This window comes from Agromyces selenitireducens, assembly GCF_052748465.2.
Window position 1 is genome coordinate 2,731,488 of the sequence record NZ_CM188259.1, and the last position, 26,480, is coordinate 2,757,967.

The 26,480-nt window shown below is 71.8% G+C and carries 32 protein-coding genes, 2 tRNA genes and 1 pseudogene; 15 read left to right on the plus strand and 20 right to left on the minus strand.

The features are described 5' to 3' along the window. Positions 1-4 precede the first annotated feature (4 nt). The 4 genes from ACULK4_RS12715 (at position 5) to ACULK4_RS12730 (ending at position 2,834) form a co-directional block, all read left to right on the plus strand. Positions 5-184, plus strand: coding sequence for a hypothetical protein (locus ACULK4_RS12715; RefSeq protein ID WP_445965956.1), 180 nt, complete (start codon positions 5-7; stop codon positions 182-184). Next, the gene (locus ACULK4_RS12720) at positions 184-1,065 is read left to right on the plus strand and encodes an alanyl-tRNA editing protein (protein WP_445965957.1); all 882 of its coding nucleotides are present in this window, start codon (positions 184-186) and stop codon (positions 1,063-1,065) included. Before ACULK4_RS12715 ends, ACULK4_RS12720 begins: the two co-directional genes overlap by 1 nt. A gap of 67 nt (positions 1,066-1,132) precedes the next feature. After that, positions 1,133-1,627 (plus strand): cation:proton antiporter regulatory subunit, encoded by a 495-nt coding sequence (locus ACULK4_RS12725; RefSeq protein ID WP_445965958.1) that lies wholly within the window; start codon positions 1,133-1,135, stop codon positions 1,625-1,627. Positions 1,628-1,640: 13 nt separating this feature from the next. Then, a complete protein-coding gene (locus ACULK4_RS12730; protein WP_445965959.1) occupies positions 1,641-2,834 on the plus strand; it encodes a cation:proton antiporter in 1,194 nt (397 codons plus the stop codon). A 12-nt stretch (positions 2,835-2,846) separates the two neighbouring features. On the opposite strand, the gene ACULK4_RS12735 is transcribed toward ACULK4_RS12730, so the two are convergent. After that, complete coding sequence (locus tag ACULK4_RS12735; RefSeq protein ID WP_445965960.1) at positions 2,847-3,968, minus strand: LLM class flavin-dependent oxidoreductase; 1,122 nt, start codon at positions 3,966-3,968, stop codon at positions 2,847-2,849. A gap of 177 nt (positions 3,969-4,145) precedes the next feature. Between ACULK4_RS12735 and ACULK4_RS12740 the strand changes: the two genes are divergently transcribed. Then, positions 4,146-4,802, plus strand: a complete 657-nt coding sequence (locus ACULK4_RS12740) for an NADPH-dependent F420 reductase (protein WP_445965961.1) — start codon at positions 4,146-4,148, stop codon at positions 4,800-4,802. Here the strand turns inward: ACULK4_RS12740 and ACULK4_RS12745 are convergent. The 7 genes from ACULK4_RS12745 to galU all read right to left on the minus strand — a co-directional run bounded on the left by ACULK4_RS12745 (position 4,771) and on the right by galU (position 10,782). After that, positions 4,771-6,294 carry an MFS transporter gene (locus ACULK4_RS12745; protein ID WP_445965962.1) on the minus strand — a complete coding sequence of 508 codons (1,524 nt, stop codon included), beginning with the start codon at positions 6,292-6,294 and terminating at the stop codon, positions 4,771-4,773. The genes ACULK4_RS12740 and ACULK4_RS12745 overlap by 32 nt on opposite strands. A 66-nt stretch (positions 6,295-6,360) precedes the next feature. Further along, complete coding sequence (gene pdxH / locus ACULK4_RS12750; RefSeq protein ID WP_445965963.1) at positions 6,361-7,053, minus strand: pyridoxamine 5'-phosphate oxidase; 693 nt, start codon at positions 7,051-7,053, stop codon at positions 6,361-6,363. 183 nt (positions 7,054-7,236) lie between these two features. After that, positions 7,237-7,752, minus strand: a complete 516-nt coding sequence (locus tag ACULK4_RS12755) for a TIM barrel protein (RefSeq protein ID WP_501043388.1) — start codon at positions 7,750-7,752, stop codon at positions 7,237-7,239. A 226-nt stretch (positions 7,753-7,978) separates the two neighbouring features. After that, positions 7,979-8,054 (minus strand) — tRNA-Ala (locus tag ACULK4_RS12760). Positions 8,055-8,102: 48 nt separating this feature from the next. Next, on the minus strand, positions 8,103-9,167 hold the full coding sequence (locus ACULK4_RS12765; RefSeq protein WP_445965964.1) for a hypothetical protein: 1,065 nt from the start codon (positions 9,165-9,167) through the stop codon (positions 8,103-8,105). A 51-nt stretch (positions 9,168-9,218) separates the two neighbouring features. Then, complete coding sequence (locus ACULK4_RS12770; RefSeq protein WP_445965965.1) at positions 9,219-9,881, minus strand: GNAT family N-acetyltransferase; 663 nt, start codon at positions 9,879-9,881, stop codon at positions 9,219-9,221. A 1-nt stretch (position 9,882) separates the two neighbouring features. Continuing rightward, entirely contained in the window at positions 9,883-10,782 is a 900-nt protein-coding gene (gene galU / locus ACULK4_RS12775) for a UTP--glucose-1-phosphate uridylyltransferase GalU (RefSeq protein ID WP_445965966.1), read from the minus strand. Between the two features lie 62 nt (positions 10,783-10,844). Between galU and ACULK4_RS12780 the strand changes: the two genes are divergently transcribed. Both ACULK4_RS12780 and ACULK4_RS12785 read left to right on the plus strand, forming a co-directional pair. After that, on the plus strand, positions 10,845-11,423 hold the full coding sequence (locus tag ACULK4_RS12780) for a 5-formyltetrahydrofolate cyclo-ligase (RefSeq protein WP_445965967.1): 579 nt from the start codon (positions 10,845-10,847) through the stop codon (positions 11,421-11,423). Positions 11,424-11,475: 52 nt separating this feature from the next. Then, positions 11,476-11,568 (plus strand): annotated as a pseudogene (locus ACULK4_RS12785) (FmdB family zinc ribbon protein); the annotation flags it as partial. Positions 11,569-11,630: 62 nt separating this feature from the next. Here ACULK4_RS12785 and ACULK4_RS12790 read toward each other — a convergent pair. After that, positions 11,631-11,882 (minus strand): hypothetical protein, encoded by a 252-nt coding sequence (locus ACULK4_RS12790; RefSeq protein WP_445966314.1) that lies wholly within the window; start codon positions 11,880-11,882, stop codon positions 11,631-11,633. A 2-nt stretch (positions 11,883-11,884) separates the two neighbouring features. Between ACULK4_RS12790 and mscL the strand changes: the two genes are divergently transcribed. After that, positions 11,885-12,331, plus strand: coding sequence for a large conductance mechanosensitive channel protein MscL (mscL, locus tag ACULK4_RS12795; RefSeq protein WP_445965968.1), 447 nt, complete (start codon positions 11,885-11,887; stop codon positions 12,329-12,331). Positions 12,332-12,359: 28 nt separating this feature from the next. Here the strand turns inward: mscL and ACULK4_RS12800 are convergent, their stop codons facing one another. Next, complete coding sequence (locus tag ACULK4_RS12800; RefSeq protein ID WP_445965969.1) at positions 12,360-12,593, minus strand: hypothetical protein; 234 nt, start codon at positions 12,591-12,593, stop codon at positions 12,360-12,362. After that, entirely contained in the window at positions 12,593-16,354 is a 3,762-nt protein-coding gene (locus ACULK4_RS12805) for an AAA family ATPase (RefSeq protein ID WP_445965970.1), read from the minus strand. Before ACULK4_RS12805 ends, ACULK4_RS12800 begins: the two co-directional genes overlap by 1 nt. A 94-nt stretch (positions 16,355-16,448) precedes the next feature. Here ACULK4_RS12805 and ACULK4_RS12810 point away from each other — a divergent pair, with 94 nt between their 5' ends. Together ACULK4_RS12810 and ACULK4_RS12815 are read left to right on the plus strand one after the other, a co-directional pair. Next, the gene (locus tag ACULK4_RS12810; RefSeq protein ID WP_445965971.1) at positions 16,449-16,763 is read left to right on the plus strand and encodes a rhodanese-like domain-containing protein; all 315 of its coding nucleotides are present in this window, start codon (positions 16,449-16,451) and stop codon (positions 16,761-16,763) included. After that, the gene (locus ACULK4_RS12815) at positions 16,760-17,056 is read left to right on the plus strand and encodes a metal-sensitive transcriptional regulator (protein WP_445965972.1); all 297 of its coding nucleotides are present in this window, start codon (positions 16,760-16,762) and stop codon (positions 17,054-17,056) included. Before ACULK4_RS12810 ends, ACULK4_RS12815 begins: the two co-directional genes overlap by 4 nt. Before the next feature lie 133 nt (positions 17,057-17,189). On the opposite strand, the gene ald is transcribed toward ACULK4_RS12815, so the two are convergent. Next, positions 17,190-18,290 carry an alanine dehydrogenase gene (gene ald / locus ACULK4_RS12820; RefSeq protein WP_445965973.1) on the minus strand — a complete coding sequence of 367 codons (1,101 nt, stop codon included), beginning with the start codon at positions 18,288-18,290 and terminating at the stop codon, positions 17,190-17,192. Positions 18,291-18,419: 129 nt separating this feature from the next. On the opposite strand from ald, the gene ACULK4_RS12825 reads away from it, so the two are divergent. Continuing rightward, a complete protein-coding gene (locus ACULK4_RS12825) occupies positions 18,420-18,923 on the plus strand; it encodes an Lrp/AsnC family transcriptional regulator (RefSeq protein WP_445965974.1) in 504 nt (167 codons plus the stop codon). Between the two features lie 68 nt (positions 18,924-18,991). Here the strand turns inward: ACULK4_RS12825 and ACULK4_RS12830 are convergent, their stop codons facing one another. Beyond that, complete coding sequence (locus tag ACULK4_RS12830) at positions 18,992-20,059, minus strand: ATP-dependent DNA ligase (RefSeq protein ID WP_445965975.1); 1,068 nt, start codon at positions 20,057-20,059, stop codon at positions 18,992-18,994. A gap of 178 nt (positions 20,060-20,237) precedes the next feature. Between ACULK4_RS12830 and ACULK4_RS12835 the strand changes: the two genes are divergently transcribed. From ACULK4_RS12835 to ACULK4_RS12845, 3 genes are all read left to right on the plus strand, one after another. Continuing rightward, positions 20,238-20,399 carry a hypothetical protein gene (locus ACULK4_RS12835; RefSeq protein WP_445965976.1) on the plus strand — a complete coding sequence of 54 codons (162 nt, stop codon included), beginning with the start codon at positions 20,238-20,240 and terminating at the stop codon, positions 20,397-20,399. Beyond that, on the plus strand, positions 20,396-20,662 hold the full coding sequence (locus tag ACULK4_RS12840) for a hypothetical protein (protein WP_445965977.1): 267 nt from the start codon (positions 20,396-20,398) through the stop codon (positions 20,660-20,662). The genes ACULK4_RS12835 and ACULK4_RS12840 overlap by 4 nt, the downstream gene beginning before the upstream one ends. 77 nt (positions 20,663-20,739) lie before the next feature. Next, entirely contained in the window at positions 20,740-21,105 is a 366-nt protein-coding gene (locus ACULK4_RS12845) for a hypothetical protein (RefSeq protein WP_445965978.1), read from the plus strand. A gap of 29 nt (positions 21,106-21,134) precedes the next feature. Here the strand turns inward: ACULK4_RS12845 and ACULK4_RS12850 are convergent, their stop codons facing one another. Next, a complete protein-coding gene (locus ACULK4_RS12850; RefSeq protein WP_445965979.1) occupies positions 21,135-21,416 on the minus strand; it encodes a hypothetical protein in 282 nt (93 codons plus the stop codon). Continuing rightward, complete coding sequence (locus tag ACULK4_RS12855) at positions 21,413-21,757, minus strand: DUF7882 family protein (protein ID WP_445966301.1); 345 nt, start codon at positions 21,755-21,757, stop codon at positions 21,413-21,415. The genes ACULK4_RS12850 and ACULK4_RS12855 overlap by 4 nt, the downstream gene beginning before the upstream one ends. A 194-nt stretch (positions 21,758-21,951) precedes the next feature. Here ACULK4_RS12855 and ACULK4_RS12860 point away from each other — a divergent pair, with 194 nt between their 5' ends. Beyond that, entirely contained in the window at positions 21,952-22,206 is a 255-nt protein-coding gene (locus ACULK4_RS12860; protein WP_445965980.1) for a hypothetical protein, read from the plus strand. A 22-nt stretch (positions 22,207-22,228) separates the two neighbouring features. Here ACULK4_RS12860 and ACULK4_RS12865 read toward each other — a convergent pair. From ACULK4_RS12865 to ACULK4_RS12885, 5 genes are all read right to left on the minus strand, one after another. Next, a tRNA-Arg gene (locus tag ACULK4_RS12865) sits at positions 22,229-22,300 on the minus strand. A gap of 320 nt (positions 22,301-22,620) precedes the next feature. After that, a complete protein-coding gene (locus tag ACULK4_RS12870) occupies positions 22,621-23,322 on the minus strand; it encodes a CHAP domain-containing protein (RefSeq protein ID WP_445965981.1) in 702 nt (233 codons plus the stop codon). A 330-nt stretch (positions 23,323-23,652) separates the two neighbouring features. Beyond that, the gene (locus tag ACULK4_RS12875) at positions 23,653-24,150 is read right to left on the minus strand and encodes an HNH endonuclease (RefSeq protein ID WP_445965982.1); all 498 of its coding nucleotides are present in this window, start codon (positions 24,148-24,150) and stop codon (positions 23,653-23,655) included. A 339-nt stretch (positions 24,151-24,489) separates the two neighbouring features. After that, positions 24,490-25,335 carry a C40 family peptidase gene (locus ACULK4_RS12880; protein WP_445965983.1) on the minus strand — a complete coding sequence of 282 codons (846 nt, stop codon included), beginning with the start codon at positions 25,333-25,335 and terminating at the stop codon, positions 24,490-24,492. Between the two features lie 249 nt (positions 25,336-25,584). After that, complete coding sequence (locus tag ACULK4_RS12885; RefSeq protein ID WP_445965984.1) at positions 25,585-26,370, minus strand: iron-dependent transcriptional repressor DtxR; 786 nt, start codon at positions 26,368-26,370, stop codon at positions 25,585-25,587. Positions 26,371-26,480: the final 110 nt, after the last annotated feature.

Sequence of the window (26,480 nt, forward strand, 5' to 3'; positions counted from 1 at the left end):
TTCCGTGAGCGCGTTCCCCTACATCATCACGATGGCGATCTTCCTGTTCGGCCTCTGGCTCATGGGCATCGCCGACCAGGTCGCCGGGTTCCAGGCCCTCGTGTTCTTCGGCGGCATCCTCGCCGTCGCCGCGGCGATGGCCGTGCCGGTCCAGATCCTGGGCCACCGCGAGAGCGGGGTCTGATGGCGCTGCCCGACGAGGACACCATCGTCGCCTTCCCCGTCGGGGACCTCACCGCCACCGCGACCGTCCTGCACGTCGCACCCCACGCCGACCGGCTCGCCGTGTTCACCGACCGGACGAGCATCCATCCGGTCGACCACGCGTGGCCCGACCAGCCCGCCGACTCCGGCGTGCTCCGCGTCGACGGGCGCGAGTACGCCATTCGCGACGCGGTCGTCGCCGCGACCGACGGCGACGCGCTCCACATCGGCGACCTGCCGGTACGCACCGGAACCGCGGGCTGGGCCTTCCTCGTCGCGCACCTCGTCGACGGCGACGCGGGCATCGGCGAGGGCGACGAGGTCGAGCTCGAAGCGGATGTCGCCACGCGCCGCGCGCTCTCGGCGGGCCACACCGCCTGCCATGCCGCCGCGCTCGCGCTCAACCGGGCGATCGCCGGCAGGTGGACCAAGGCGGCCCGCGAGGACGCCCTCGGCTCGCCGGACTTCGACGGTATCGCGATCGCGACGTCGCGGATCGAGCCCGGCGGGTCGGTCGACCGATATCGACTGAACAAGTCGCTGCGCCGTGCCGGATTCGATGCGAACGGGCTCGCCGGCGGTCTCGACGAGCTCGCGGCATCCGTCGACGACGTGCTCGCCGAATGGGTCGCCGCCGACGCGCGGGTGCGCATCGAGCGCGTGGGCGAGCACCTCACCGATCGGCGATCGTGGGTCTGCGAACTGCCCGGCGGGTCGGCCCGCATCCCGTGCGGAGGCACGCACGCCGACTCGCTCGGCGAGCTCGGCGGCATCCGCGTGTCCTTCGCGCTCGACGACGACGGCGGAACGCCGGTGCTCGTGATGACCACCCGCGCCGGCGCCGCGCCGGCGGCCGCCTGACCACCCCTCCGGCGCTGCTGGGTGTTCCTCAGCCGACACGTGCCCGCGCGGGGTTAGCATGTCGGGCGTGGGTATTCGCATCGAGAAGGTCGACCTGCCCGGGATCGGCTTCCGCCACGACCTCGTGACCGAAGGCGGGCGGCGCATCAGCGTGGTGTCGCACCGGGACGGCGAACGCGACCTCGGCGTGTTCGACGAGGACGATCCCGACGCCTGCCGCGACTCCATCCCCCTGAGCGACGACGAGGCCGCCGCGCTCGCCGACGTGCTCGGCGCGTCGGTCATGATGTCGCGCCTGACCAGCCTGTCCGACGAGACCGCGGGACTGTTCACCGAGCAGATCGCGCTGCCGACGGACTCCCCCTTCCTCAACCACCCGCTCGGCGACACCAAGGCGCGCACGCGCACGCACTCGTCGATCGTCGCGATCGTCCGCGACGGACAGCTCATCCCCTCGCCGACACCCTCCGACGTCCTCCGCGCGGGTGACGTGATCGTCGCGGTCGGCACGCGCAAGGGACTCGACGGGGTCGCCCGCCTGCTCGCACACGGCCCCGACTGACGCGGGTCACGGGATGCACGAGACCACGCTGCTCCTCATCGAAGTCGGCGCGCTGCTCCTCGGCATGAGCCTCCTCGGGCGCCTGTCCCTCCGCCTCGGCATCTCGCCCATCCCGTTCTACCTGCTGCTCGGACTCGCCTTCGGCAACGGCGGGCTGCTCCCGCTCGAGGCCAGCGAGGAGTTCTTCGCCACCGGCGCGGAGATCGGGGTCATCCTGCTGCTCGCGTTGCTCGGACTCGAGTACACCGCGCAGGAGCTCGTGACCGGGCTGAAGTCGTCTCGCACCGCCGGCATCGTCGACGCCGTGCTGAATGCCCTGCCGGGCGCCGCCATGGCCCTGCTGCTGGGCTGGGGTCCGATCGCCGCCGTCGCCCTCGCGGGCGTCACCTGGATCTCCTCATCGGGAGTGGTCGCGAAGCTCCTGCGCGACCTCGGCCGCCTGTCGAACCGCGAGACGCCGTCGGTGCTCGCGATCCTCGTGCTCGAGGACCTCGCGATGGCGTTCTACCTGCCGGTCCTCTCGGCGCTCGTGATCGGCGTGAGCCTCCTGCAGGGCGCCGTCGCGGTCGCGATCGCCGTCGCCGTCGTGCTCGTGATCCTGCTCGTCGCGCTCCGCCACGGCCACATCGTCTCGCGCCTGTTCCCCGCCGAGCACGCCGAACCGCTGCTGCTCGGCGTGCTCGGGCTCGTCATGCTCGTCGCGGGGGTCGCGCAGGAGGTGAACGTCTCGGCCGCGGTCGGCGCCTTCCTCGTCGGCATCGCGCTCTCCGGGCGCGTCGCGGCGAACGCGAGCGCGGTGCTCACGCCCCTCCGCGACCTGTTCGCGGCGATGTTCTTCGTCTTCTTCGGGTTGACGACCGACTCGTCGGCGATCCTGTCGATGATGCCGGCCGCGGCCGCTCTCGCCCTGGTGACGATCCTGACGAAGCTCGTGTCGGGTTCGTACGCGGCGCGGCGGGCGGGCGTCGGCACGCTCGGCCAGTGGCGAGCGGGCCTCGTGCTCGCCCCGCGCGGTGAGTTCTCGATCGTGATCGCGGGCCTCGCGATCGGCGCCGGCATCGAACCCGCACTGGCCCCCCTCGCGACCGGGTACGTGCTCCTCACGATCGTGGCCGGCACGTTCCTCGCGCGGTTGCCGGATGCCGCGTGGTTCCGGGCCGCGGTCCGGCGCAGGGCCGCCGGGACGCGTGTCGCCGCCCGTCCGTGAGAGCCGGGCGGCTCAGCCCGCGTTCGCCTCGCGGGTGCCTCCGGCCGCGGCATCCGTCGACCCGGCCTCGCCGGGCTCGGGCTCGGACTCGGACTCGGACTCGGCGAGGAGCTCGCGGACGCGCGGGACCACCTCGGTCGCGTAGAGCTCGATGCTGCGCATCATCGCCTCGTGCGGCAGCGTGCCGTTGGAGTACTTCAGGTCGAAGCGGTCGGAGCCGAGGGTGCGCATCGCCGCGGCGATCTTCTGCGCGACCGTCTCGGGCGATCCGGCGTACAGCGCGCCGTGCGGGCTCGCCTCGCTCTCGAAGTGGTCGCGCGTGACGGCGCCCCACCCGCGCTCGCGGCCGATGCGGTTCATGATCACCTCGTAGTGCGGCCAGAGCGTGTCGAGCGCCTCCTCGTCGGAGTCGGCGACGATGCCGGGCGAGTGCACCGCGAGCGGCTGCGGCTCGTGGCCGAACTGCGCGAGCGCCTTGCGGTACAGTTCGGCGAGCGGGGCGAACCGGGCCGGGCTGCCGCCGATGATCGCGAGCACGAGCGGAAGGCCGTAGTGCGCCGCGCGCACGACCGACTCGGGGCTGCCGCCGACGCCGATCCAGGTCGTCAGCCCGCCGTGCTCGACCTTCGGGAAGACGAGCTGGTCGGTGAGCGAGGGGCGAAGCTTGCCCTCCCACGTCACCGGCTCCTGAGGGAGGAGCGCGGAGAACAGGTTGAGCTTCTCCTCGAACAGGTCCTGGTACTGGCTCAGTTCGTAGCCGAACAACGGGAAGGACTCGATGAACGAGCCGCGGCCGAGGATCACCTCGGCGCGGCCGTTCGAGAGGCCGTCGAGGGTCGCGAAGCGCTGGTACACGCGGACCGGGTCGTCGGAGCTCAGCACCGTAACGGCGGAGCCGAGGTGGATCCGCTCCGTGCGTCCGGCGATCGTCGCGAGCACGACCTCGGGCGCGGAGATCGCGAACTCGTGGCGGTGGTGTTCGCCCACGCCGAAGAAGTCCAGCCCCAGCCGGTCGGCCAGCACGGCCTCCTCGACGACGTTGCGCAGCACCTGCGCCTGCGTGAGGAGCTCGCCGTCGGGGCCGACGGTCACGTCGCCGAAGGTGTCGAGTCCGAATTGGTGGTGGCGCGTCATCCGCTGCTCCTCGTCCGAGATCGATGCATGTGCATGCACCGGTGTGGAACCCCGTGCCCGTCGAGACTATTCCGCGATCCCGGATGCCGGGAATGCCGGAGGTCCTGCGGATGTTCTCCCCACCGACGGCCGCGTGCCGGCCTGCCCGGGTTCGGACGAGACGAGGAGCGAGCGAACGTGACGGACGAACGACCCGTGATCGGCATCTTCGGGGCCGGCAAGGTGGGCACCGCCCTCGCCCGCCTGCTCGTCACGGCCGGCTACGACGTCGCCCTCACCGGATCACCTCGCCAGACGGCACTCGACCTGCTCGTGTCGGTCGTCGCGCCGGGCGCACGCGTCGCCGAACCCCGACAGCTCATCGACGAGGCCGACGTGATCATCGTCGCCGTGCCGTTCGGCAAGGCCGAGACCGTGCCGTGGGAGTCGTTCGACGGCAAGGTCGTCGTCGACGCGACCAACTACTGGCCGCCGATCGACGGCACGATCGCCGCGATCGACGACGACCCGCGATCCACGAGCGAGATCCACGCCGCCAGCAACCCGCGGGCGCGGGTCGTGAAGTCGCTGAACCACCTCGGATACCACGAGATGGAGGACGACTCGATGCCCGCCGGCTCGCCCTTGCGTCGCGCACTCGCGGTCGTCGGCGACGACCCCGACGCCCGCGCGCTGGTCGCACGCCTCATCGACGACCTCGGCTTCGACGCCGTCGACGGCGGCCCACTCGCCAACGGCCGCGCGCTCGAGCCCGGTCACCCCGCGTTCGGCCGCGAGCTCTCGGCGGCCGAGCTGGCCGCGCTCATGGCCGCGGAGCGCGTGCTGGTGGCGTAGTCGTCGCACCGTCGCCCGAGGCGTCCGCAGCCGGGATGGCGTCATCGCGCCGTTGCCGCAGGTCGACGAGTCCGACGACCAGCGCGACCAGCAGGAGAGCGCCCACAGCGGCCATTCCGAGGGCGTACGCGTGGTGGAAGACATCGATCCGCGCCTCGGCGGCGGGAGCCTGGAACACGGTCGCGAAGAACAGCGACAGCGCGACCGCGGTACCGATCGCCGTGCCGATGCGCTGTCCGAGCTGCCCCACCGAGCCGGCGAGACCGCCCTGGACGACGGGCACCTCGGCGAGCGCCAGCACCTGGTTCGGGGCGATCACGAACCCGCCGCCCGCACCGGCGATGAGCATGACGGCGGCCATGATCCACGGCGTCAGGTCGGGCGGTGTCCCGATCGCGACGAGGACGAGGATGCCGAAGCCGATGAGCAGCAGCACGAGCCCGCCCACGACGAGCGGTCGGCCGACGCGGTTCACGAGGCGTCCGCCGAGCCACGACGTCACGGCGCTCGACAGGGCGAAGCCGATGGTCACCATGCCCGCGAAGACCGGCTCGAGGCCGAGGCCCTGCTGCAGGAACAGGTTCGTGAGCAGGAACGCCGAGGGCATCGCGCCGAAGTACGCGACTGCCAGCAGGGTGCCGTTGCGGTACGACCGCAACGAGAACAGCCCGAGGGGCACCAGCGGCGCACGTCCGGATGCCGCGTACCGGCGCTCCCACCACAGGAATCCCGCGAGCGCGACGGCGCACGCGACCAGCGTCCACCATCGCGCCGGGTCGTCGTCCGGCGACCCCGTGGTGAACAGGAACGGCCACATCAGCGACGTCACGACGATGCCGAACAGGACCACGCCGACCGGATCGAGGGAGATCCGTGGACGTTCGCCCTCCGGCCGGCCCGGGAGCAGCCACGCAGCGAACGCGATCGCAGCGAGTGCGAGCGGCACGTTCATCCAGAAGATGCCGCGCCACCCGTCCTCCGGGCCGCCGATCGCGATCGCGAGGCCGCCGAGCGTGGGCCCGAATGCGGTCGAGATGCCGATCGTCGCACCGAACAGCCCGAACGCCGCACCGCGCTCCGCGCCTTGGAACAGCTGCTGGATGAGCCCGAGCACCTGCGGCATCTGGATGCCGGCCGCCACGCCCTGCAGCAGGCGTCCGATGAGGAGCACCTCGGAGGTCGGCGCGAGCGCGCAGACGAGGCTCGTGAGGGTGAACAACGAGAGGCCGATGAGGAACATGGCCTTGCGCGAACCCTGGTCGCCGAGGCGGCCCGCCGGCACGAGGGTGAGCCCGAACGTCAGGACGAAGCCGGAGACGAGCAGCTGGAGCTCCGTCGACGACGCGTCGAACGCCTCCTCGATGGAGGGCAGCGCCACGTTGACCTTCGTCAGGTCCATGATCGTGATCGCAGCCACCGCGACGCACACCCAGTAGGCGCGCCACCGCTTCTCGTTCCCCATGACCGGGGGGCTGCTGGCAGGCTGCGACATCCGCTCCAGCCTACGCCCCGACCGGCGCCCGTCCGCCGCCCGCGGCCGCCCCCTCGCGGCGTATCGTCAGGGTTGCAGGCGCTCGAGCCGCCACCCCGCGGCATCCGCCCCCGGATCGCGCGCGAACACCAGCCGGTCGTGCAGCCGCGACGTCCGTCCCTGCCAGAACTCGACGCGCCACGGCCGGAGTCGGAAGCCGCCCCAGCGTTCGGGTCGGCGGATGTCGTCGACGCCCGCGTACTGCTCCTCGAGGGCCGCGACCCGCTCCTCGAGCTCGGCGCGCGAGGCGATCGGCTGCGACTGACGGCTCGCGGTCGCCGCGATGCGAGACCCGTAGGGCCGACCGGCCCAGTACGCATCGGACGCCTCGTCATCGACGTGATCGACAGCGCCCGTCACGATCACCTGCCGGTGCACGTCGTACCACGGGAAGAGCAGCGTGGCCGTCGGGTTCGCCGCGAGCGCTCGCCCCTTCCGCGATTCGCGGTCGGTGAAGAAGACGAACCCGAGGTCGTCGACGCCGCGCAGCAGCACCGTCCGGCTCGACGGCGTGCCATCCGCGTCGATCGTGCCGAGCACCATGGCGTTGGGCTCGTAGACGCCGCGGGCGTCGGCCTCCGCGAGCCAGCGGTCGAACTGCACGATCGGGTCGGACGCCGCGTGGGACTCGTCGAGCTCCTCCGCGCCGTAGTCGGTGTGCCGGTGCAGCACGTGCGCGACGGCGCGGTCGAGGCGCTCGGGGTCGATCGCGTCGCTCATGTGCCCAGCGTACGAGCGGATGCTGCGAACCGACCGCCGGAAACACCGAGCCCACGGTGCCGTGCGGGACCGGGGCTCGGGGCGCGGGGAGGGGTCAGAACTCGAAGCAGGTGAGGAACTCGAAGCTCTCCGCGGCGAAGTCGCGGTCGTTCGGAGCACCGTCGCGCTCGAGGACGTAGTACTTCACGCCGCCCTGCGCAGCCTGCAGGATGGGCGCCCTGGCCGACGTTGCCCGGGATGCCGCGCGTCGCCGTTGAGGTCGCCGTCCTTGATGTGGAGCAGCTCGATGCGGTCGCCGTACTGCTCGAGGAGCGAGACGACGTCGACGCCGGCGTCGGCCGCCCAGAACACGTCGAGCTGGAAGGTCACCCAGCGCGAGTCGGTGTTCTCGACGAGGATCTGCCAGGCGCTCTTCATCTCGCCGGTCTCGGGGTCGGCGTACTGGGTCGTGAACTCCGACTGGTGGTTGTGGCCGAAGAGCTTCCCGGTGCCGTTCCTGACCGACAGCTCGCCGAGGCGGTTCATCGTCTCGGCGGTCGCGAGCACGTTCTCGTAGCTGCCGATGCCGGGCGAGGCGAAGCCGCCCGAACCGGTGTACTTCTGGCCGAGGTCCTTCGCCGCCTCGAGCGTTGCCGGGAAGGTCGCCTCGTTCGTGCTGCCGTGCGAGCTCGGCGCCTTGAGGCCGTACTGCGCGAGCAGGTCGCGGAACTCGGCGGCCGTCCGTCCTTCTGCGGAAGCGCCGAACGAACAGGGAGCTCTGCGAGCTCGGGCGACACGCGTCCACGAGCGCGTCGACGGGCGGGTCGAACCTGCCCGGAGCGGTCACGAAATCGACCGCGAACGGACCTGCCGGCCGGCAACGAAAAACGGCTGAACCCGCGTCATCCGCGGGTTCAGCCGTTCACGATGTCCTGAGACATGACAATGGTGGACCCAGGGGGATTCGAACCCCCGACCTTCTCATTGCGAACGAGACGCGCTACCAACTGCGCCATGGGCCCGAGCCGACATCGACTCTACCATCCCGTTCGGGGTGGTCATGACCATGTTCAGACGGCGGTACGACGGCGGCGGAGCACGAGATCGAGGTCGGAGATGCCCGGTTCGGCGGCGTCCACGATCCCCATCCGGGCGTACGGGCTCGAGGCCTCCGCCGCGGGCGCCGGGGTGGCGACGGGGCGGTCTACGGGCGCCTCGACCGCCGACGCGTCGGCGACGGATGCCGCGGTCGGCCGCAGCACGGGCACCCGGGGTTCGAGCCGCTCGGCGCGTTCGGCGAGCTCGGCGTCGGCGGCGGTGCGCTTGAGCTGCTCGGCCTCGGCGATGGACGCCATCGCCGTCGCGGCGATCGTGCCCCGCGACAGGTGCAACGGCTTCGGCAGCGGCTGCGGCGTCCATCCCTCGTCGGGCTCCGCCTCCGCCTCGAGACCGACCGTGTCGATCGGTTCGAAGGGCTGCGCCACGGGCCGCGCGACCACCGGTGCGGCGACCGCGACCGGCGCCGGACGTCGGCGGGCGAGGACGACGAGTCCGGACATCGCGGCGACGATGCCGGCGCCCCCACCCGCCGCGACGAGGGGGGTCGCGCCGAACGGCACGGCGACGAGGCCTGCCAGGGTCGTGAGCAGCGACGCGAGCAGGAGCAGCGAGCACGCCGCACGGCGACGACGCAGCCCGCGGCGCGTGAGCCCGCGCACCGCGCTCGGCGCGTCCCGCTCCGCTGCGGCATCGGCTGCCCGCGCCGCCGCAGCCTCGGCGCGCGCGGCGCGCTCGGCGCGCTCGGCGAGTTCGCGTTCGGCGGCGGCGGCCGCCTCCTCCGCAGCGATCCGCTCGGCGATCGCGAGGTTCTCAGCCGCCTGCGCCTCCAGCCTGGCGGCGAGCTCGTGCTCGTGCAGGATGCGCTCCTGCGCGGCGACGTCGCGCGCAGTCATCCCGAGCCGAACCTCGCCGGGCGTCTCGGCCGTCTCGGCGAGGATGCGGAGCGTCTGCTGCAGCCGGACGGCGTTGCGCTCGGTCGCGAGGTACTGGCGCCGGCGGAGCCAGCTCGGGAGGAGGTACGCGATCCACAGCGTCGCGGCAACCGCCACGAGAACGCCGCCGCCGATCGCATCCATGGGTCAACGCTAGGTCACGACGGGGTCACGGACCCCATCGGCACGGGCGTGTCAGCGATCCCCCACCCGAAGGGGGGTCGCGGCGGCCTCGCGATCGGCCGGGGGCACCGTGGCGGCGCCCGTCGGCGCACGACCCTCGCGCCATCGCCGCAGCACGCCCTGGGGCACCTCCTCGGCCACGAGCGCGAACGCGTAGTGGTCGCGCCAGTCGCCGTCGATGTGGATGAAGCGTCGCCGCAGCCCCTCGTAGCGGAAGCCGAGCTTCTCGACCACCCGCAGCGACGGCCCGTTCTCCGGCCGGATGCAGATCTCCATGCGATGCAGGCGCAGCGAGCGGAAGCAGTAGTCGGTCGCGAGGGCGACGGCGGTCGGGGTGATGCCGCGGCCGGCCATCGACTTCGCGACCCAGTAGCCGATCGACGCCGACGCCAGCGAACCGTGCGTGATCGACGAGACGTTCAGCTGCCCGACCAGCTCGCCCTCCCACTCGATCACGAACGGCAGAGCGGTGCCCGCCCGGGCATGCGCCGTGAGGTTGCGGATGCTCGCGCGCGTGTCGATCACGGACGCCCCACCCGGAAAGGTCGCCTCCCAACGGCGGAGCCAACCCCGATTCTCGAGCAGCACGCGCTCCAGCGTCCGTGCGTCGCGCGCGCGGATCGGCCTGAGCGTCAACGACCCGTCGACGAGGGTCGGCACGGATGCCGCGGGCACGTCAGTCCCGGTCGAACCCGGCGGCGAAGTCGGCCAGCCACGGCCGCAGCTCGGGGCCGAGGTCGTCGCGGTCGGCGGCCAGCTGCACGACGGCCTTGATGTAGTCGAGCTTGTCGCCGGTGTCGTAGCGGCGCCCGCGGAAGACGACGCCGTACACGCCGCCGGTGTGCTCGACGTCGCCCGCCATCTCCATGAGCGCATCGGTGAGCTGGATCTCACCGCCCTTGCCCGGCTCGGTCCGTTCGAGCACTTCGAAGATCTCGGGCTTGAGCACGTAGCGGCCGATCACCGCGTAGTTCGAGGGCGCGACCTCCTTCGCGGGCTTCTCGACGAGCCCGGTGACGCGGACCACGTCGGGCTCGTCGGTCGGCTCGACCTCGGCGGCGCCGTAGAGGTGGATGCTGTCGGGGTCGACCTCGAGCAGGGCCACGATGCACGCATTGCGCTTGACCTGCTCGTCGAGCATGCGTGTGAGCAGGACATCGCGCTCGTCGATGATGTCGTCGCCGAGCAGCACGGCGAAGGGTGCGTCGCCGACGTGCATGTGGGCCCGCAGCACCGCGTGCCCGAGTCCGAGCGGGTCGCCCTGGCGCACGTAGTGCATGTCGGCGAGATCGGTGGACTCGTTGACCTTCTGGAGCTTGGCCGTGTCGCCCTTGGCCTCGAGAGTGGCCTCGAGCTCGGCGACGCGGTCGAAGTGGTTCTCGAGGGCGTTCTTGTTGCGGCCGGTCACCATCAGCACGTCGGTCAGGCCGGCCCGCACGGCCTCCTCGACGACGTACTGGATGGCGGGCTTGTCGACGACGGGGAGCATCTCCTTCGGCATCGCCTTGGTCGCGGGCAGGAAGCGCGTCCCCAGGCCGGCTGCAGGGATGACGGCCTTCGTGATCCGATGAGTCATGGCCATCAGCGTACCCGCAGGGGGTCCCCGGTCGGGCACCGGGGCGTCCTAGGATGGCTGCCATGCCCGACGATCCGACCGTTGTGAAGCGGATCCTCCGCGCCGAGCTGCGCGAACGCCGGCGGAACATGCCGGCACATGAACGCGAGCTCGCGACCGAGGGGTTCACCGCGCGGCTCCAGGAGCTCGTCGGATCGACCGGCGCACGCTCGCTCTCGTGCTACCTCTCGATGCCCACCGAGCCGGACACCCGCCCGTTCGTGAACTGGGCCGAAGCGAACGGCCTCCGCGTGCTGTTCCCGGTGACCCGGGAGGACGGCCTGCTCGATTGGACCGTCGGTGAGGACGAGACCGAGGTCACCGGGCTGCACGGCGTACCCGAGCCCGAGGGCGAACTGCTCGGTCCCATGGCCATCAACGACGTCGACCTCATCCTGATTCCGGCTGCTGCGGTGGATGCCACCGGCGTGCGACTCGGCTGGGGACGCGGCTACTTCGACAAGACACTCGGATCGATGGGAAAATGTCCACCGGTGTATGCCATCGTCTTCGACGGCGAGTTCGTCGAGGAGGTGCCGCGAGAGGTGCACGACCAGCCGGTGAACGGCGTCGTGACCCCGACGCGGATCGTCGCGTTCTGACGACGGCGACGCACGCCCCGCACACCCACCGACGGATCCCCGGAGACCGAACATGCCCACCTACTCCTACCGCTGCACCGAATGCGACGACGCGTTCGACGTCCAGCAGTCCTTCACCGACGACAGCCTCACCGAGTGCCCCGCCTGCGGCGGCCGGCTCCGCAAGCTCTTCAGCGCAGTCGGCGTGACGTTCAACGGATCCGGCTTCTACCGCACCGACTCGCGCGCGGGCTCCGGCTCGGGCTCGTCGTCGTCGGGATCGGGGTCCTCGGACTCGGGATCGTCGGGATCGGGGTCCTCGGACTCGGGATCGTCAGGATCGGGGTCCTCGGACCCGGGATCGTCGGGATCGGGCTCGTCGTCGTCCTCCTCGTCGAGCACCGCCTCGACGCCGTCGGCCGCGTAGCGGGCGACATCCGCCGATCGATCGAACCGCCCGGGCAGGGAAGGGGACCGCACGCGTGCTCAAGGGATTCAAGGAGTTCATCCTCCGGGGGAACGTCATCGACCTCGCGGTCGCCGTCGTCATCGGCGCGGCGTTCACCGCGGTCGTGAACTCGATCGTCGAGAACGTGTTCAACCCGTTGATCGGCGCGATCTTCCGCGCCGACAGCCTCGACAACGCGCTCGTGCTGACGATTCCGCTGCCGGGGGACGACGCGAGCGTCCGGTTCGGCGCCGTCCTCGGCGCGATGCTCACGTTCCTCATCGTGGCCTCGGTCGTCTACTTCGTGTTCGTCATGCCGATGAACCTGCTCAAGGAACGCGCGGACGCCCGCCGCCAGGCCGGCGAGGCCAAGCCCGAGGACCCGGAGACAGAGCTCACCGTCCTCGCCGAGATCCGCGACCTGCTCGCGGCGGAGCGCGGCACGGGATCGGGCGGCGCGAGCGCGCACCGAGCAGAGTAGCGAACCCTGGTCCCCGATCGCGCCCGGGTCACCAGTGCGGCGGGCGCTCGCGCGTGATCCGCTCGTCGTCCGGCGTCGCCGGGCTCGCCGCGCCGCGCTCGACGTCGTCGTGTGCGCCGGGCGTCGCCGACTCGGGAGCGGCGTCGGTACCCGGCGCGGGGGTCAGCCGAGCACGCCGGCCGCCGCGGGCGCGCACCACGCGCTGACGCGGGCGCGCGGCATCCGTCTCGTCGTCCCCCGCCGGATCGTGCCCGGTGTCCATCAGCTCGCCGCGGCCTCCGCGGCCTCCGGCTCCGGCTCCGCCCTCCCGAGCACGGACGCCACACGCTCGGCGACCGACTCCGGGTCGCCGAACAGCTCGAAGCTGTGCACGCGCAGGTAGTGCCAGCCGAGCCGTCGCAGCACGTCGGGCCGCAGCCGCAGCGACTCCCGCAGGCTCTGCCCGTCGAGCGCCGGGTCGGTCTCGACGACGACGGCCCTGCCCGCGTGCGCCGCGGCGAGCGACAGCGTGCCGCGGTGCCCGACGCTCACGCGGATGCCTCGGCGCTCGAGTCGCGTCGCGAGGTCGACGAGCATCGGGTCGCCGCGACCGCGGTCGCCGACGGCGTGCTTCTGCTCCTCGGTGTGCGAGAGCACGCTCGCGAGCGCCACCACGCCGTGCCGTTGCCGGCCGTCGTCGATGTCCTCGGGCTTGAACGCCGACACGATGTCCATCGATCGACGGGCCCGGGTCATCGCGACCGCGAGCAGCCGCTCTCCGCCCGGCTCGCCGAGCGACCCGAAGTTCGACAGCAGCCGGCCGTGCGGCGTCCGCCCGTATCCGATCGAGAAGATGACGCGGTCGCGGCTCTGCGCGACGGCCTGCTCGAGCGTCAGCACCGTGAACGGCTCGGCGCGGTCGCGCAGGATGAAGTCCGACAGGTCGGTGCGCTTCGCGAACGCCGCGAGCACCGACTGGTGCACGCGCGCCGCGTGCCGCGCGCTCGCGGTGATGACCATGAGCGATTCGCGCGGGCGCTTCACCGCGTGGTCCATGACGAGCTCGACGACCTTCGCGACCTCGGCGTCGAGGCTCTCCACGGTGCCCGTGACCGGATCGGGCAGGCCGTTGCCGCGCACGTAGTGCAGGCCGCGGCTGCCGTGGCCGAGGAAGCTGCCCGCCCACGGCATCGAGACGATGCGACCGCCGTAGAAGCGACGGTTGACGAGCTCGGCGAGGTCCTCGCCGCCGGCACGGTAGCTGCGGGTGAGGGTGAGCGTGGGCAGCAGGTCGGCGAGTCGCGCGAGGGCCGAGTCGGCGTGCAGGGCATCGACGTCGTGCGCCGTCCCGGCCGGATCGGGTTCGCTGCGGATGGCGGTCTCGAAGCGCGTCGGCGTCTGCGTGACGGGGTCGCCGAACGCGACCACCTGCCTGGCACGGCGGATGGCGCCGAGGTTCTCCGCGATCGTCGTCGCGCCGGCGTCGACCAGGAGGACGGTGTCGAACGGGATCGCATCGTCGATCGCCGGCACCTCGTACGGCGAGGAGAGCCAGACGGGTGCGAGGGCGCGGAACAGGTGCGGCGCCTCGCGGTGCAGCCGGTCCGGTCGCACGCGGTCGCCCCGCAGCGCCCGTCGCAGCCGTTCGGCCTCCTCGGGGTGGTCGACGAGGGCGACGCGCCACGCCTCGGCGAGGCGCCAGGCGAGCAACGGCCCGGCGGCCGACGCGTGCGCGTCGTCGACGAGCCGGAAGTCGGCCTCGAGCCGGTCGAGCACGGTCGTGTTCGCGCCGAGCAGGGCCCGGTCGGCACCGAGCATGGCCTCGAGCACCGACTGCCACCACGCCAGGTCGAGTTCCGACGCGACGAGGTGCTCGGGCACGTGTCGCCGGGCGAGGTCGACGAGGAGCGGATCGAGCCCGAGGTCGCGCAGGCGCTGGAGCAGCGCGGTACGCTCCTGCAGGTTGTGGAGCACCTCCGACTCGGCGGCGAGCCCGGCGAGGGTCGTCTCGAGGTCGCGCAGCGGACGCGCGGCGAGTCGGCGGGGCGACCCGTCGAGCCCGAGCGGCACGTCCAGCGACTGGAGGTCGGAGGCGACCGTGTGGAAGGCGACGTGCACGTCGTCGAGGCCCACCGGCACGTTCGGGACGGCCCCCGCCTCCGAATAGCGGTGCCACAGGGTCCGCTGCTGCTGGATGCCGCGCAGCGCAGCGTTGAGGTCGCCGACGTGCACACCGGGGCGCACGTACTCGAGCGCGAGGCGCTTCAGCCTCCGCCGGTTCGCGCCGGACATGCCGGTCTCGCGGCGCGGCGCGGTCGCCGCGATCAATTCGCCGAGGGGACGGTCGTAGACGGCGGGCTGGAACTTGTCGAGCGTGTCGCGCACGTCGTGGAGCAGCCGGAGGAAGACGCCGAGCTCGGCCACCGACTCGAACTGGCGGAGCCTGGTCTGCCCGATGAGCCGACGCGCGCGCTCGAGGAGCCGCGGCACGTCCGTGCTGCTCAGTCGCTTCGCGAGCTCGTGCGCCGCCGTCGCCTCTTCGGACGTCTCGAAGGACGCGCCGTACCAGGGAGAGTCGCCCGGACCGTAGCGGAACTCGCCGAGCGCGGCGGCCCGCACGAGGTCGGCGGCCGCGGCGTCCCGGCCCCCGGCCAGCGCCGCCAGCGACTCCCGGTCGAGCCGCGACGTGGTGTCGGGCGGCGTGGGCAGTGCGGCGAGGCCGGCGAGCGCCGTGAGAGCGTCGAGCACGGAGACGCCGAGCTCCGGGTCGCGCCGGGTGAGCGCGTGACGGTAGTCGAGCAGGACGCGGCGCAGGCGCACGAGTGCGTCGTCGACGTCGGCGATACGCGGCTGCTCCGCCTTCTCGTTCCGCGAGATCGACCGGATGAGATCGCGTCGCAATCCGGCGGTGGTGACGGCGAGGCCGCCGAGCCCGACCTGGTCGAGACGGTGCGCGATGCCGTCGAGGCTCGCGCGGCGCGCGCCGACGACGAGCACGCGCCGGTCGCTCGCCACGAGCGCGCCGATGGCGTTGACGATGGTCTGGGTGCCGCCTGTGCCGGGCAGCGTCTTCACCACGAGCGACGCGCCCTGTTCGATGCGGGCGATGACCTGTTCCTGCTCGGCGTCGGCGTCGAGGAGGAGCCGGTCGGTGGACGGCGGACGCTCGTCCTGCGGCACGATGCGCGGCGGATCGACCGGACGGGCGATCTCGGCACGCGCCGAGGGGTTGCCCGCGATCGCGTCGATGACGGGATGCTCGAGCCGCGCGGCATCCGCCCCCATGGCCGGCCCGACCTCGGCGAACGACGAGACGACGAGGCGTGGCGCGACGTGGAAGTAGGCCAGGTGCGACGTGAGCCCACGGAGGCGGTCGATCACGGGCTGGGGCTTGAACACCCCGTTGGTGATGGCGAGGGCGACGAACGCCTCGGCGTCGAGGGTGATCTGGAAGCGGTCGTGCAGCTCGCGCGCGAGTGCGGGATTGAGGAACGGCTGGCCCTTGAGCTTCAATTCGAAGTCGCGACCGTAGCGGCGGATGGCGAGCGGCCGGAGCAGCACGGGTGCGAGGAAGTCCTCGCCGGCGTCCTGCCACGACGCCAGTCCGATCGCGAGGTGCACGGACTCGATGCCGCGGACCGACCGGAGCTCGATGCCCTTCTGGGTGATCTCGGCGGCGGCGAGACGGGCGTTGCGGAGCGCGAGCTCGTCGCGGATGAGGCTCGACAGCAGGGTCGAGTTGCCCGTGATGAACTGGGGCAGCCCGCCGGGGTGGGTCGTGGACAGCTCGATGCGCGTGCGGGCGGAGTCGTCGAAGTGGACGAGGGGCGAACGGCCGCCGAGTTCGCGCAGCTCGGCGTGCCAGCGCCGCCAGCTGGGTTCGGCGACGTTGGAGGCGACGACGTTCGGGTCGCCCACCGTCACCGCGTCGGGGGTCGCCGGGTGGCGGTGGAACGCCGCCGGGCCCGGATGGTCAGGGGCGGCGTCCTCGGCGTCGTGCCCGAGGACGTCGTCCTCGCTGTCGTTCCGATCGAGCCGTTGCACACCGACACCATACGGCGCGGTCGCCGGATCGCTCGGAGCATCGCCGCGTACACCGGGATTTGAATACCCCAGGGGTATGGAATACCATTGGGGTATGCAGATCATGTCGGTCACCCCCGCCGAGGCGCACGCCGCCTCCGACCTGTACCTCCTCGATGTGCGCGAGCCCGACGAGGTCGCGCAGGCCCGCGTCGAGGGCGCGCACCACATCCCGCTGGGCTCGCTCGCCGATCGGCTCGACGAGGTGCCCCTCGACCGAACCGTGCACGTCATGTGTCACGCCGGCGGGCGCAGCGCCCGCGCAACCCAGTTCCTCGAGGCCCAGGGCGTCGACGCCGTGAACGTCGACGGCGGCATCACCGAATGGTACCGTTCGGGCCTCCCCGTCACCCTCGGAGGTGCAGCATGACCATCGCGGCCGATTCCGCAGCCGTCTCCAAGTCCGACTCGCAGCGCCGGATCGCCAACCGGCTCAAGCGAGCCCGCGGCCAGCTCAACGCGGTCATCGAAGCCGTCGAGTCCGGCGCCGACTGCCGCACGGTCGTCAACCAGCTCGCGGCCGTCTCGAGCGCGCTCGACCGTGCCGGGTTCGCGGTGATCTCCACCGCCATGCGCGACTGCGCGACCGACCCCGAGGGCGCGGCCGACGGCGACAAGCTCGACTTCGACGAGCTCGAGAAGCTCTTCCTGTCGCTCTCCTGAGCCGCGGCGCCCGGCGTCCGACGCCTGCGCCCCTGCCCCTCCCCGACCCCGGGAACCACGACGGCCGCCGACCGGTGATCTCCGGTCGGCGGCCGTCGCGTGCCCGAGGGTGCGCCGGGTCGGCGCCCCGGCGTCAGACGAGGGAGGACAGCTCGAGCCCGTGCGCCTTGGCGACGCCCTCGTTGGTCAGCTTCCCGGCGGTCGCGTTGAGGCCCTTGGCGAGCGCGGCGTCGCCGGAGAGGGCGGCCTCCCAGCCGAGGTCGGCGATCTTCAGCACGTACGGCAGCGTGGCATTGGTCAGCGCCGGCGTGGACGTGGCGGGCACCGCGCCGGGCATGTTCGCCACGCAGTAGTAGATCGCCTCGTGCACGGGGAACGTCGGCTCGGCGTGCGTCGTCGGGCGCGAGCCCTCGAAGCAGCCGCCCTGGTCGATGGCGATGTCGACGAGCACGGCGCCGCGCTTCATGGTCGCGACCATCTCGTCGGTGACGACCTTGGGCGCTGCGGCGCCGGGCACGAGCACCGCGCCGATCACGAGGTCGGCGTCCCGCACCTGGCGTGCGGTCTCGTACGGCGACGAGGCGAGGGTCTTGATGCGGTGCTCGTAGCGCGCATCGAGCTCGCGGAGCTTGGGCAGCGAGATGTCCATCACCGTGACGTCGGCGCCGAGGCCGAGCGCGGTCGCGGCGGCCTGCTCGCCGGCCACGCCGCCGCCGATCACGAGCACCTTCGCGGGCGCGGTGCCGGGCACGCCGCCGAGCAGCACGCCGCGGCCGCCCTTGGACGCGTGCAGCTCGGCTGCGCCGACCTGCGGAGCGAGCCGACCGGCGACCTCGCTCATCGGGGTGAGCAGCGGCAGCGAGCGGTCGGACAGCTGCACGGTCTCGTACGCGATCGCCGTGACGCCGGAGTCGAGGATCGCCCGGGTCAGCGGCAGGTCGGCGGCGAGGTGCAGGTAGGTGAAGAGCGTGAGGTCGTCGCGCAGGAATCCGTACTCCTGCTCGATGGGCTCCTTGACCTTCAGCACCAGGTCGGCTGCCCACGCCTCGGCCGCCGTCGCGACGATGTTCGCGCCGGCGGAGCGGTACTCGTCGTCGTGGTATCCGGCCCCGGCGCCGGCGCCGCCCTCGATGTCGACGCGGTGGCCGCGCTGTGCGAGCGCGTGGACTCCGGCGGGCGTCATCGCGACGCGGAATTCGTTGTTCTTGACCTCAGCGGGCACGCCGATGTGCATGGTTTCTCCGAATGCTGTGTGGATTGGTCCTTCCATCGTCACCTGTCATTCGCTCAAACGGAAGCCATACCGCACGGTGTTCGGTAGACTCGCGGTATCCGTCTCGAATGTTCGAAGGAGCACCCCCCGGTGAACGATCTGCCGCAGTTCAGCGAATCCGCCCGCGTCGCCCTCGACGACGTCGACCGGCAGATCATCGCCAGGCTCCATGAGAACGCGCGCGTTCCCAACGTCGACCTCGCCCGCGAGGTGGGCGTCTCGCCGTCGACCTGCCTCGCACGCGTACGGTCGCTGCGCGAGCGCGGTGTGATCACCCGGTACACCGCCGAGATCAACCCCGCCGCGCTCGGCTACACGCTGCAGGCGCTGATCTCGGTCCGGATCCGGCCGGGTGCCCGGCATCTCATGGAGCAGATCTCCGACGAGCTGCGCGCCGAGCCCGAGGTCGCGCAGCTGTTCTTCCTCGGCGGCAGCGAGGACTTCCTGATCCACGTTCGGGTGCGCGACAGCGCGCACGTGCGCCAGTTCGTCCTGAAGAACCTGTCGGCGAACCCGGCCGTCGCCCTCACCGAGACCAACCTCGTGTTCGAGCACCACACGGCCAACTCGGCCGGCCTGCGCACGGTGCTCTGAGGTCGGCCGACGCGCCAGGCTGATCCGCGCAGGCGGTTGGATGCGGCGCGCGAGCGCGCGCGGTGACGTCAGCGCGCGGCCGGCAGGATCTCGCGCAGGTCGAGTCCGTCGGGTGCCTCCAACTGCTCGTAGGTGCAGCTCGCCGGCGTGCGGTCGGTCCGCCACCGGCGGAACTGCGCCGTGTGGCGGAACCGGTCGCCCTCCATGTGGTCGTAGGCGACCTCGACCACGAGCTCGGGCCGCAGCGGCACGAACGAGAGGTCCTTCCCGGCGCTCCAGCGACTCACCGCGCCCGGCATGCGTCCCGACCGGTGGGCCTCCTGGCCGGCCCACTCCCCCCACGGATGTCGCGAGAGGTCCTCCTCGACGTACGGGGCGAGCTCGTCGACGAGCTCGCGCCGCCGGGCCGCCGTGAACGAGGCGGCCACGCCGACATGGTGGAGGCGGCCGTCGTCGCCGTACAGCCCGAGCAGCAACGAGCCGACGATACCGCCCGTCTTGTGCCATCGATAGCCGGCCACGACGCAGTCGGCGGTGCGCTCGTGCTTGACCTTGAACATCGTCCGCCGGTCGGGCTCGTACGTGCCGTCGAGCGGCTTGGCGATGACGCCGTCGAGGCCCGCGCCCTCGAACCGCTCGAACCAGTCGCGCGCCTCGGCGAGATCGCCCGTCGCGGGCGTGACGAAGACGGGGTCGGATGCCGCGGCCAGCGCTCGCTCGAGCCGCGCGCGTCGCTCTGCGAAGGGCCTCCCGGTCAGGTCGTCCTCACCGAGCGCGAGCAGGTCGAACGCGACGAACGCGGCGGGCGTCTGCTCGGCGAGGAGCCGCACCCGGCTCGCCGCCGGATGGATGCGCTGCTGGAGCGCGTCGAAGTCGAGCCGACCGTCACGGACGAGGATGATCTCGCCGTCGACCACGCAGCGCTCGGGCAGGTTCGCCCGCAGCGACTCGACGAGCTCGGGGAAGTACCGGGTCATCGGGCGCTCGTTGCGGCTGCCGAGCTCGACCTCGTCGCCGTCGCGGAACACGATCGTGCGGAAGCCGTCCCACTTCGGCTCGACGTGCCCGACATCGGGGATCTCCTTCACCGACTTCGCGAGCATCGGCTTCACGGGCGGCATCACCGGCAGGTCCATCCGACCATGATGCGCCCTGCATCCGACAGCGCGCAGCCCCCGTGGCCGAGCCGTGGGTGGGGGTAGCATCCGCCCGACAGGGGGTCAAGGGCCTGCCGCTCGGCCACCGCCCCTCGTATCGTCGATGGAGGCGGTCGTGCACGGGGGGTGCCGACCTGCCGCGAAGAAGGGGATGACGATGTCCGACCCGCAGAGCGGCGACCCGGAGACGGAGCGCGAACTCGACGCCGCCGTCGACGAGGCCGAACGCCACGCCCGCGCCGAAGAGGACGCGGACCCGAACGAGACCGTCGCCGTGAAGGACGACTCCGGCGACATCACTGAGGAGCATGCACAATGACGTCGCTGCTGGAACCCGAACAGGAGACGCCGACGGCGAGCGGCCCGCTGCCGTCCATCGGCGTCTGGTGGCCCATGCTCGAAGCGCCGCTCCAGCGAGAGATCCTGGAGCACCCGACCGCACCGCTGCGCATGAGCGTCGTGCGCCGGATCTACGAGCTCTGCGAACTCGACGGCATGCCGATCCCGCGCTCGGGGGTGCGGCTCGGCCCGAACGAGCGTGCCTACATCGCGGGTTGGGTCCACGCGGTCGACTGGAGCTGATCGATCGCATGAGAACACGACGAGTCGGCGGGCGCAAGAGGTTGAAGCGCTCTCCCGACGGCGGATAGACCTGCGTTATGGAGCGGATCCACTACGCCGGGGGCGTGCTGCTGACGGGAACCGAGATCGCCGACGCGATCGTCGACTACGCGGCCGCGCTCGCGGCGCGGCGCACCGCGGCATCCGTCGACATCCCCGTCCGCACGGAGGACGGGCGGACGGCTCGCGCCCACATGCTCATCGGTCCGGCGAGCCAGCTCGTGACCGAGCCCGTCGATTCCGAACTCGACGAACTCGTCGACGAGGACCTCGTTGCGAGCCTGCGATCCGCCACGACGGCGTTGTCGTCCACCCGCCCGCTCGTCGGACCCGACGGTTCCGACGGTTCCGACGACATCGACGATGCCGACACCGACGACCTGGAGTGGCCGCCGATCAGGTGACGGCGGCTCGTGGCATCCGTCGCCTTGCGCTAGACCTCGTCGACCCGCGTGGAGCGGCGCGCCTCGACCTCGGCACGCTCATCGGCGTCGCCCGCCACATCGTCATCGGACGGGATCGGGATGATGCTCACCGGGATGCCGGGTCCGACGAGCACGTCGGCCGGCTGCGGGCGTCCTTCGCCGAAGTTGACCCTGATCCAGCGCGGGCTGTTCGTCGCAAACGCCTCCTCGATCGCCGCCTTGATCGCCTCGACGTCGGCCTGGCCGACCGAGTACTGGGCGCCGCCGTACATGATGTTGACGCGCTTCACGACTCATGCCCCCCGTTGTGGTTCGCGGGTTCGTGCTCGGTCCGCGCCTCGGGCTCGGGCACGAGCACGAGGCCGCCCGGCGAGTTGGCGGTGGACATGAGCGCGTCGACCCAGGCGCGATTGATCGACGGCTGCCGCCCGCCGGCGTACTTGAACACGAGCGGGATGCGCGGGTGCACCCAGATCGTGCTGCGGCCGTCGCCGATCGCCGGATCGTCGCGCCAGCTGAAGTAGAACGATTCGCCGCGACGCAGCTTCGCCCCGATCACGAGCTGCAGATGCGCAAGCACGCGATCGTCGAAGTCGACGCCGAGCGTCGAATCGTACGTGAGCTTTCCCACGAGCACCTCCGCGCTCAAGAATCGGACTCTCGGGCCCCGTTCGAAGCCACATTATCGCCACGCCGCATCGCCCGACAGGGGCTTGCCCCGCGCAGTCGGCGGTGTCAAGCCTCTGTCGGCGAAGCGATCGAGCGCGTAGCAAGGATCGGGAGGCGATGTCCCACCGCAACCGGAAACGGAGGAGGGTGACGACGATGACGACGACACGACACGGCACGACGACCGCCCCGGTCGTCGAGGTGGTCCCGCTCACGCCCACGACCTGGCGGGTCTGCGACTCGCGCAACGACGGCGGGAAGGACCCCCGCATCGTCGGATACATCACGACGGCGCCGGACGGGTTCGAGATGCTCTGGATGCGACCGAGGCCCGGCGTGACGTACCGGTACGACACGTTCGACGACGCGGTGCACGCGACGGAGACGAGACTGCGGATGCTGCGGCGGTGAGCCGAGCATCGGCACCGGACGGTGCCCCTGGAGGGACTCGAACCCCCAACCCTTTCCTTAGGACGGAACTGCTCTTCCATTGAGCTACAGAGGCTGACCGGACGAGTCTAGCGGGACGCGCGGCTCGACATCGCGCCCGGGCGGGTGACGGCGACGGATGCGCGAGAGGGCGCCGATCAGTTGTAGCCGAGCACGACGATCGCGGAGGTCGCGGGGGCGAGCTCGTCGACGAAGGCGATCTCGTCGGTGCGGTTGTCGTCGGAGGGCTGCGTCATCGCGGTCACCTTGCTTCTTCCGTGGGGGTGACGTCAGGCTATCCGTCGCACGAGTCCGAGATCATTGGCCGGAACGTCCAACTTCTCCCCCGGGTTTCGCCATGATGTCGCACTGGCGTGGTGGCGAGCCCCGGAGCGGTCAGACCGGCGGATACAGGTAGAGCGCGTCGCCCACGGGGATGGTGCGGCGGTGATACGAATGGTCGGAGTTCCAGTTGTACTCCTCGAGCGTGACCGTGCCGTCGCCGTTCACCGACTGCACGTACGCGACGTGGTTGTAGGGGAACCACGCCACCGCCCCGACCACCGGTTCGCTGCTCGTCGGCCAGCCCTTGGCGCGCCAGGAGTCGGCCCAGGTCCATGCGCTGCCGGAGGCGAGGTTCGACCAGTCCCACTTCCACGGGGCTCCGTAGACGCCGGCGTCGCGGTTCAGGCGCCAGGCCACGAAGTCGACGCACTCGCGGTAGTAGTACCGCAGCGGCGAGAGTCCTCCGCCGTAGTCGTCGGGCGTCTCGTACCACCACGGGTAGTCGTCGCCCTCGGCCTGCTGCGCGATCCTCGCGTACTCACCCGTGCCGCGTGCGGCGAGCTCGGCGGCGCGGGCGGCGGCCTCCGCCTCGGCAGCCGCGGCGACCTCCGCGTCGATCTCCGCCTTGGTCGTGACCGCGAAGCTGTCGGAGGAGAACGTCGCCCCGCCCGCGTTGACCGAGACGTCCACGTCCTGCGCCTCGGCGACGGAGAGGCTGAACTGTGTCGGCCCGCCACCCGGGAGCTGTCCGCCGGGCAGGAACGCGTAGGCGGGCAGCGCGAGCGTGCCCACGAGCGCCGGGACGATCAGCACCGTCGCCGCCACTCGGGCCGGTCCGTTGCGACGCGCCGGTGGCTGGGTCGTCGCGATGCGCGATTCGGGCGCGATACGGCCGCGTCGGACGCCGGGGCGTCGATCGGTCCGTCGTCTCGGCCGCAGGGGGGAAAGGCCGATCTGGTCGTCACCGTTCAAGGGTCGCGAACCTCCGGGGCCCGCCCCCGGACGGGGTTCCGGAAGACGGGAGGCGTAGGTCGCGGAGCAGGGGGTCGCTCCGGACTCGTACCACCATAGGGCACGCCTCGACGGGTTGTCACGACGGTCCCACGGCGGCGCGTCGCACGATCGCGACCCCGCCGGTGCGGGTCAGGCGGCCTTGCCGAGGAAGTCGCCCCACTGCGGCAGCGGCCGCTCGAACCCGCGCACGACCCACCCGCGCCCGTGCGGCATCCGCGGGGTGATGCGGAGCGACCAGCCCATCTCGGCGGGCGTGTGATCGCCCTTGGCGTTGTTGCAGCGGAGGCAGCACGCCACGAGGTTCTCCCACGTGTCGCGTCCGCCGCGTGAGCGCGGCAGCACGTGGTCGATGGTCGCCGCCGACTTGCCGCAGTAGGCACACCGGTGCTCGTCGCGCCGAAGCACGCCTCGACGGCTCACCGGCACCTGGTGCACGCGTGGGGTGCGGACGTAGCGCGTCAGGAGGATGACGCTGGGTCGCACCCAGTCGCCGTTCGTGCCGTGCACCGGATTGTCCTCGTCGTGGAGGATCACGGTCGCCTTCTCGTTCATGACGAGCAGAAGCGCGCGCTTGAACGAGACGACGGCGAGGGGTTCATATCCGGCGTTCAGCACGAGGGTGCGCATGGGGTGCCTTTCGATCGGTGCTGGATGGCTTCCAGCCGCGTGAAGGATCGACGACGCGGATGCCGCGGGGTCGGCGATGAGGCCCCCGGAGACGCGAAACGGGCACCGTCGTGAAGACAGTGCCCGTCGGCATCCCGGCGCAGTCGCGACTCGGCTGACTGCTGTGCCGTTGGTCGAAGAGCGCGCGCGCACCCGCGGAATGGGTACTGCTGCGCGCACCGACCATCGGACTCCCCTACCCGGTATTCGGATCGTCAGGAGACAAGGCTACGACACGAATGGCGTGCCGGGTCCTCCCGGCACGCCATTTCGTGTCACGCTTCATGCGCTGTTCACGGCTCAGATGCGCACGATCCAGTAGTCGCTGGTCCAGATCGGCTGGGTCCTGACCACGGTGCCCGTGTACGGAGCGTGGAGGATCTGGCCGTTGCCGGCGTAGAAGCCGATGTGGCCCGACATGACGACGAGGTCGCCGGGAACGGCCTCCGACAGCGGGATCTGGGTGCCTGCGGCGCCCTGCGCGGTGGACGAGTGCGGGAGGTCGATGCCGAACTGCGCGTAGACGTACTTCACGAGGCCCGAGCAGTCGAAGCCGGCCGGAGTCGCGCCGCCGTAGACGTACGGAACGCCGAGGTACTGCTGGGCGACCGCGAAGACGGCGGAGGGGCTCGCCGCGCCGGTCACCGGGGCCGGTGCCGAGTACTGGCTGGCCTCGGCGGCGTACGAGGTCATCGCGGCGGCGGCGGCCTGGCGCGCCTCCTCGGCGGCACGCGCCTCCTCAGCGGCACGGATCTCCTCGCCCGTCACGGCGTCGTAGCCGTCCTCCGAGAGGGGCGCGGCGATGACGTCCTCGGCGACCTCGACGTCCTGCGGCTGCGCCTTCGTGAGCTGCGTCTCGGCGGTCGCGCCGAACTGCAGGCCGTCGGAGCCGGGGGCGAACGCGTACGCCGGGATCGCGAAGGTGCCGACGAGGCCGGCGGCGACCGCCATGACCATGACGTTCTTCGTGCCGCCGGAGCGCATGCGCCGACCGAACGACTCGCGGTCGCGGCGCGCGGGCGCCTGGGCGGCCGGGGCCTCGTGCGCGGCGGGGGCCGATGGGGCCTCGCGGCGAACGAGCGCGGTTCGGGTGTTGGGCTTGGGGGCGGTGGTCGCGCCGGAGCGGCGCCGGGGGAATCGAGCCAAAACGTGTCCTCCGCCCCACGACGCCGGAGCGTCGTCCCACCTTGTGCGCCGGGGCGCGTCACGGGTATCGGGGGCGAGCGGTGGGCACCGGAGGCGTCTCGACCCTGTTCCGCCGACCGGCTTGGCGCCGGCGGACTCGATCGAGACTACGCGAGACTCGGCCGATTGTCACATTTCGATCACGGCTCGCCGGAATCCGGTGCCGAACCGGTCCGTGCGAGACGGGAAGGCGGGTGCGCGCTGGTGGGTTCAGTCGTGCTCGAGCGCCGTGCCGGACACGACCTCGGGCGCCGAACCGGGCAGGTCGGCGCGCGCGTCGCCCGCGCCCGGCGCCTCGGCGCCGCTCTCGCCGCCGATGAAGATGTGCCCGGCCATGCCGACCGGCATCGGCAGCGCGTCGTGCCCGGCCACCAGCGCGACGACGAGTCCGCCCTCTCGCCGGAACTCCGCCGCGGCGCCCGGCAGGATGCCGGCACCCTTGAAGCTTGCGAGCAGGTCGGGGTCGAACTGGGCGGGTTCGGCGAGCCGCCGGATGACGCCACGCGCCTGCCCGGACCCCTCGTCGAGTGCGGTGAGCAGGTTTCGGACGCCGGACATGAACGGCGCCGCGGGTTCGACCCCGAGCTCGTCGAGCCCGGGGATCGGGTTGCCGTACGGCGAATGCGTGGGGTTGCCGAGGATCTCGACGAGGCGCCGCTCGACCTGCTCGCTCATGACGTGCTCCCAGCGGCAGGCCTCGTCGTGGACGTACTCCCAGTCGAGCCCGATGACGTCGGCGAGGAGCCGCTCGGCCAGCCGGTGCTTCCGCATGACGTGGACGGCCTTGCTCCGGCCCGCGGGGGTGAGCTCGAGGTGGCGGTCGCCCGACACCACGACGAGGCCGTCGCGCTCCATGCGCGCGACCGTCTGCGACACCGTCGGTCCGGAGTGCCCGAGGCGCTCGGAGATGCGCGCACGGAGCGGGACGATGTTCTCCTCCTCGAGGTCGAGGATGGTCCGCAGGTACATCTCGGTCGTGTCGATGAGATCCGTCAACTCGCTCCTCCTCGGCCGTGCGGCGCGTCCGACGCTCAAGCCTACTGTCCCGCGGCGAGCTCGACCCGGGCGCCCCGCGCCGCGCGGGGTGGACGTCGTGACGCCCCGCA

What these genes read in the sequence shown, in the direction of transcription:
- pdxH (WP_445965963.1), bottom strand. Translation starts at nt 7,053, where the DNA reads ATGAGCGACGCGATCGACCCCGAGCGCCTCGACCGCGCCGTCGCGCAC.
- ACULK4_RS12830 (WP_445965975.1), bottom strand. Translation starts at nt 20,059, where the DNA reads ATGGACCTGCCGGTGATGCCGCCCGTGAAGCCGATGCTCGCGAAGTCG.
- ACULK4_RS12835 (WP_445965976.1), top strand. Translation starts at nt 20,238, where the DNA reads ATGTCCGACCCGCAGAGCGGCGACCCGGAGACGGAGCGCGAACTCGAC.
- ACULK4_RS12720 (WP_445965957.1), top strand. Translation starts at nt 184, where the DNA reads ATGGCGCTGCCCGACGAGGACACCATCGTCGCCTTCCCCGTCGGGGAC.
- ACULK4_RS12765 (WP_445965964.1), bottom strand. Translation starts at nt 9,167, where the DNA reads ATGGATGCGATCGGCGGCGGCGTTCTCGTGGCGGTTGCCGCGACGCTG.
- ACULK4_RS12735 (WP_445965960.1), bottom strand. Translation starts at nt 3,968, where the DNA reads ATGACGCGCCACCACCAATTCGGACTCGACACCTTCGGCGACGTGACC.
- ACULK4_RS12860 (WP_445965980.1), top strand. Translation starts at nt 21,952, where the DNA reads ATGACGACGACACGACACGGCACGACGACCGCCCCGGTCGTCGAGGTG.
- ACULK4_RS12840 (WP_445965977.1), top strand. Translation starts at nt 20,396, where the DNA reads ATGACGTCGCTGCTGGAACCCGAACAGGAGACGCCGACGGCGAGCGGC.
- ACULK4_RS12780 (WP_445965967.1), top strand. Translation starts at nt 10,845, where the DNA reads ATGCCCGACGATCCGACCGTTGTGAAGCGGATCCTCCGCGCCGAGCTG.
- ACULK4_RS12730 (WP_445965959.1), top strand. Translation starts at nt 1,641, where the DNA reads ATGCACGAGACCACGCTGCTCCTCATCGAAGTCGGCGCGCTGCTCCTC.
- ACULK4_RS12810 (WP_445965971.1), top strand. Translation starts at nt 16,449, where the DNA reads ATGCAGATCATGTCGGTCACCCCCGCCGAGGCGCACGCCGCCTCCGAC.
- ACULK4_RS12800 (WP_445965969.1), bottom strand. Translation starts at nt 12,593, where the DNA reads ATGGACACCGGGCACGATCCGGCGGGGGACGACGAGACGGATGCCGCG.
- ald (WP_445965973.1), bottom strand. Translation starts at nt 18,290, where the DNA reads ATGCACATCGGCGTGCCCGCTGAGGTCAAGAACAACGAATTCCGCGTC.
- ACULK4_RS12875 (WP_445965982.1), bottom strand. Translation starts at nt 24,150, where the DNA reads ATGCGCACCCTCGTGCTGAACGCCGGATATGAACCCCTCGCCGTCGTC.
- ACULK4_RS12845 (WP_445965978.1), top strand. Translation starts at nt 20,740, where the DNA reads ATGGAGCGGATCCACTACGCCGGGGGCGTGCTGCTGACGGGAACCGAG.
- ACULK4_RS12815 (WP_445965972.1), top strand. Translation starts at nt 16,760, where the DNA reads ATGACCATCGCGGCCGATTCCGCAGCCGTCTCCAAGTCCGACTCGCAG.
- ACULK4_RS12745 (WP_445965962.1), bottom strand. Translation starts at nt 6,294, where the DNA reads ATGTCGCAGCCTGCCAGCAGCCCCCCGGTCATGGGGAACGAGAAGCGG.
- galU (WP_445965966.1), bottom strand. Translation starts at nt 10,782, where the DNA reads ATGACTCATCGGATCACGAAGGCCGTCATCCCTGCAGCCGGCCTGGGG.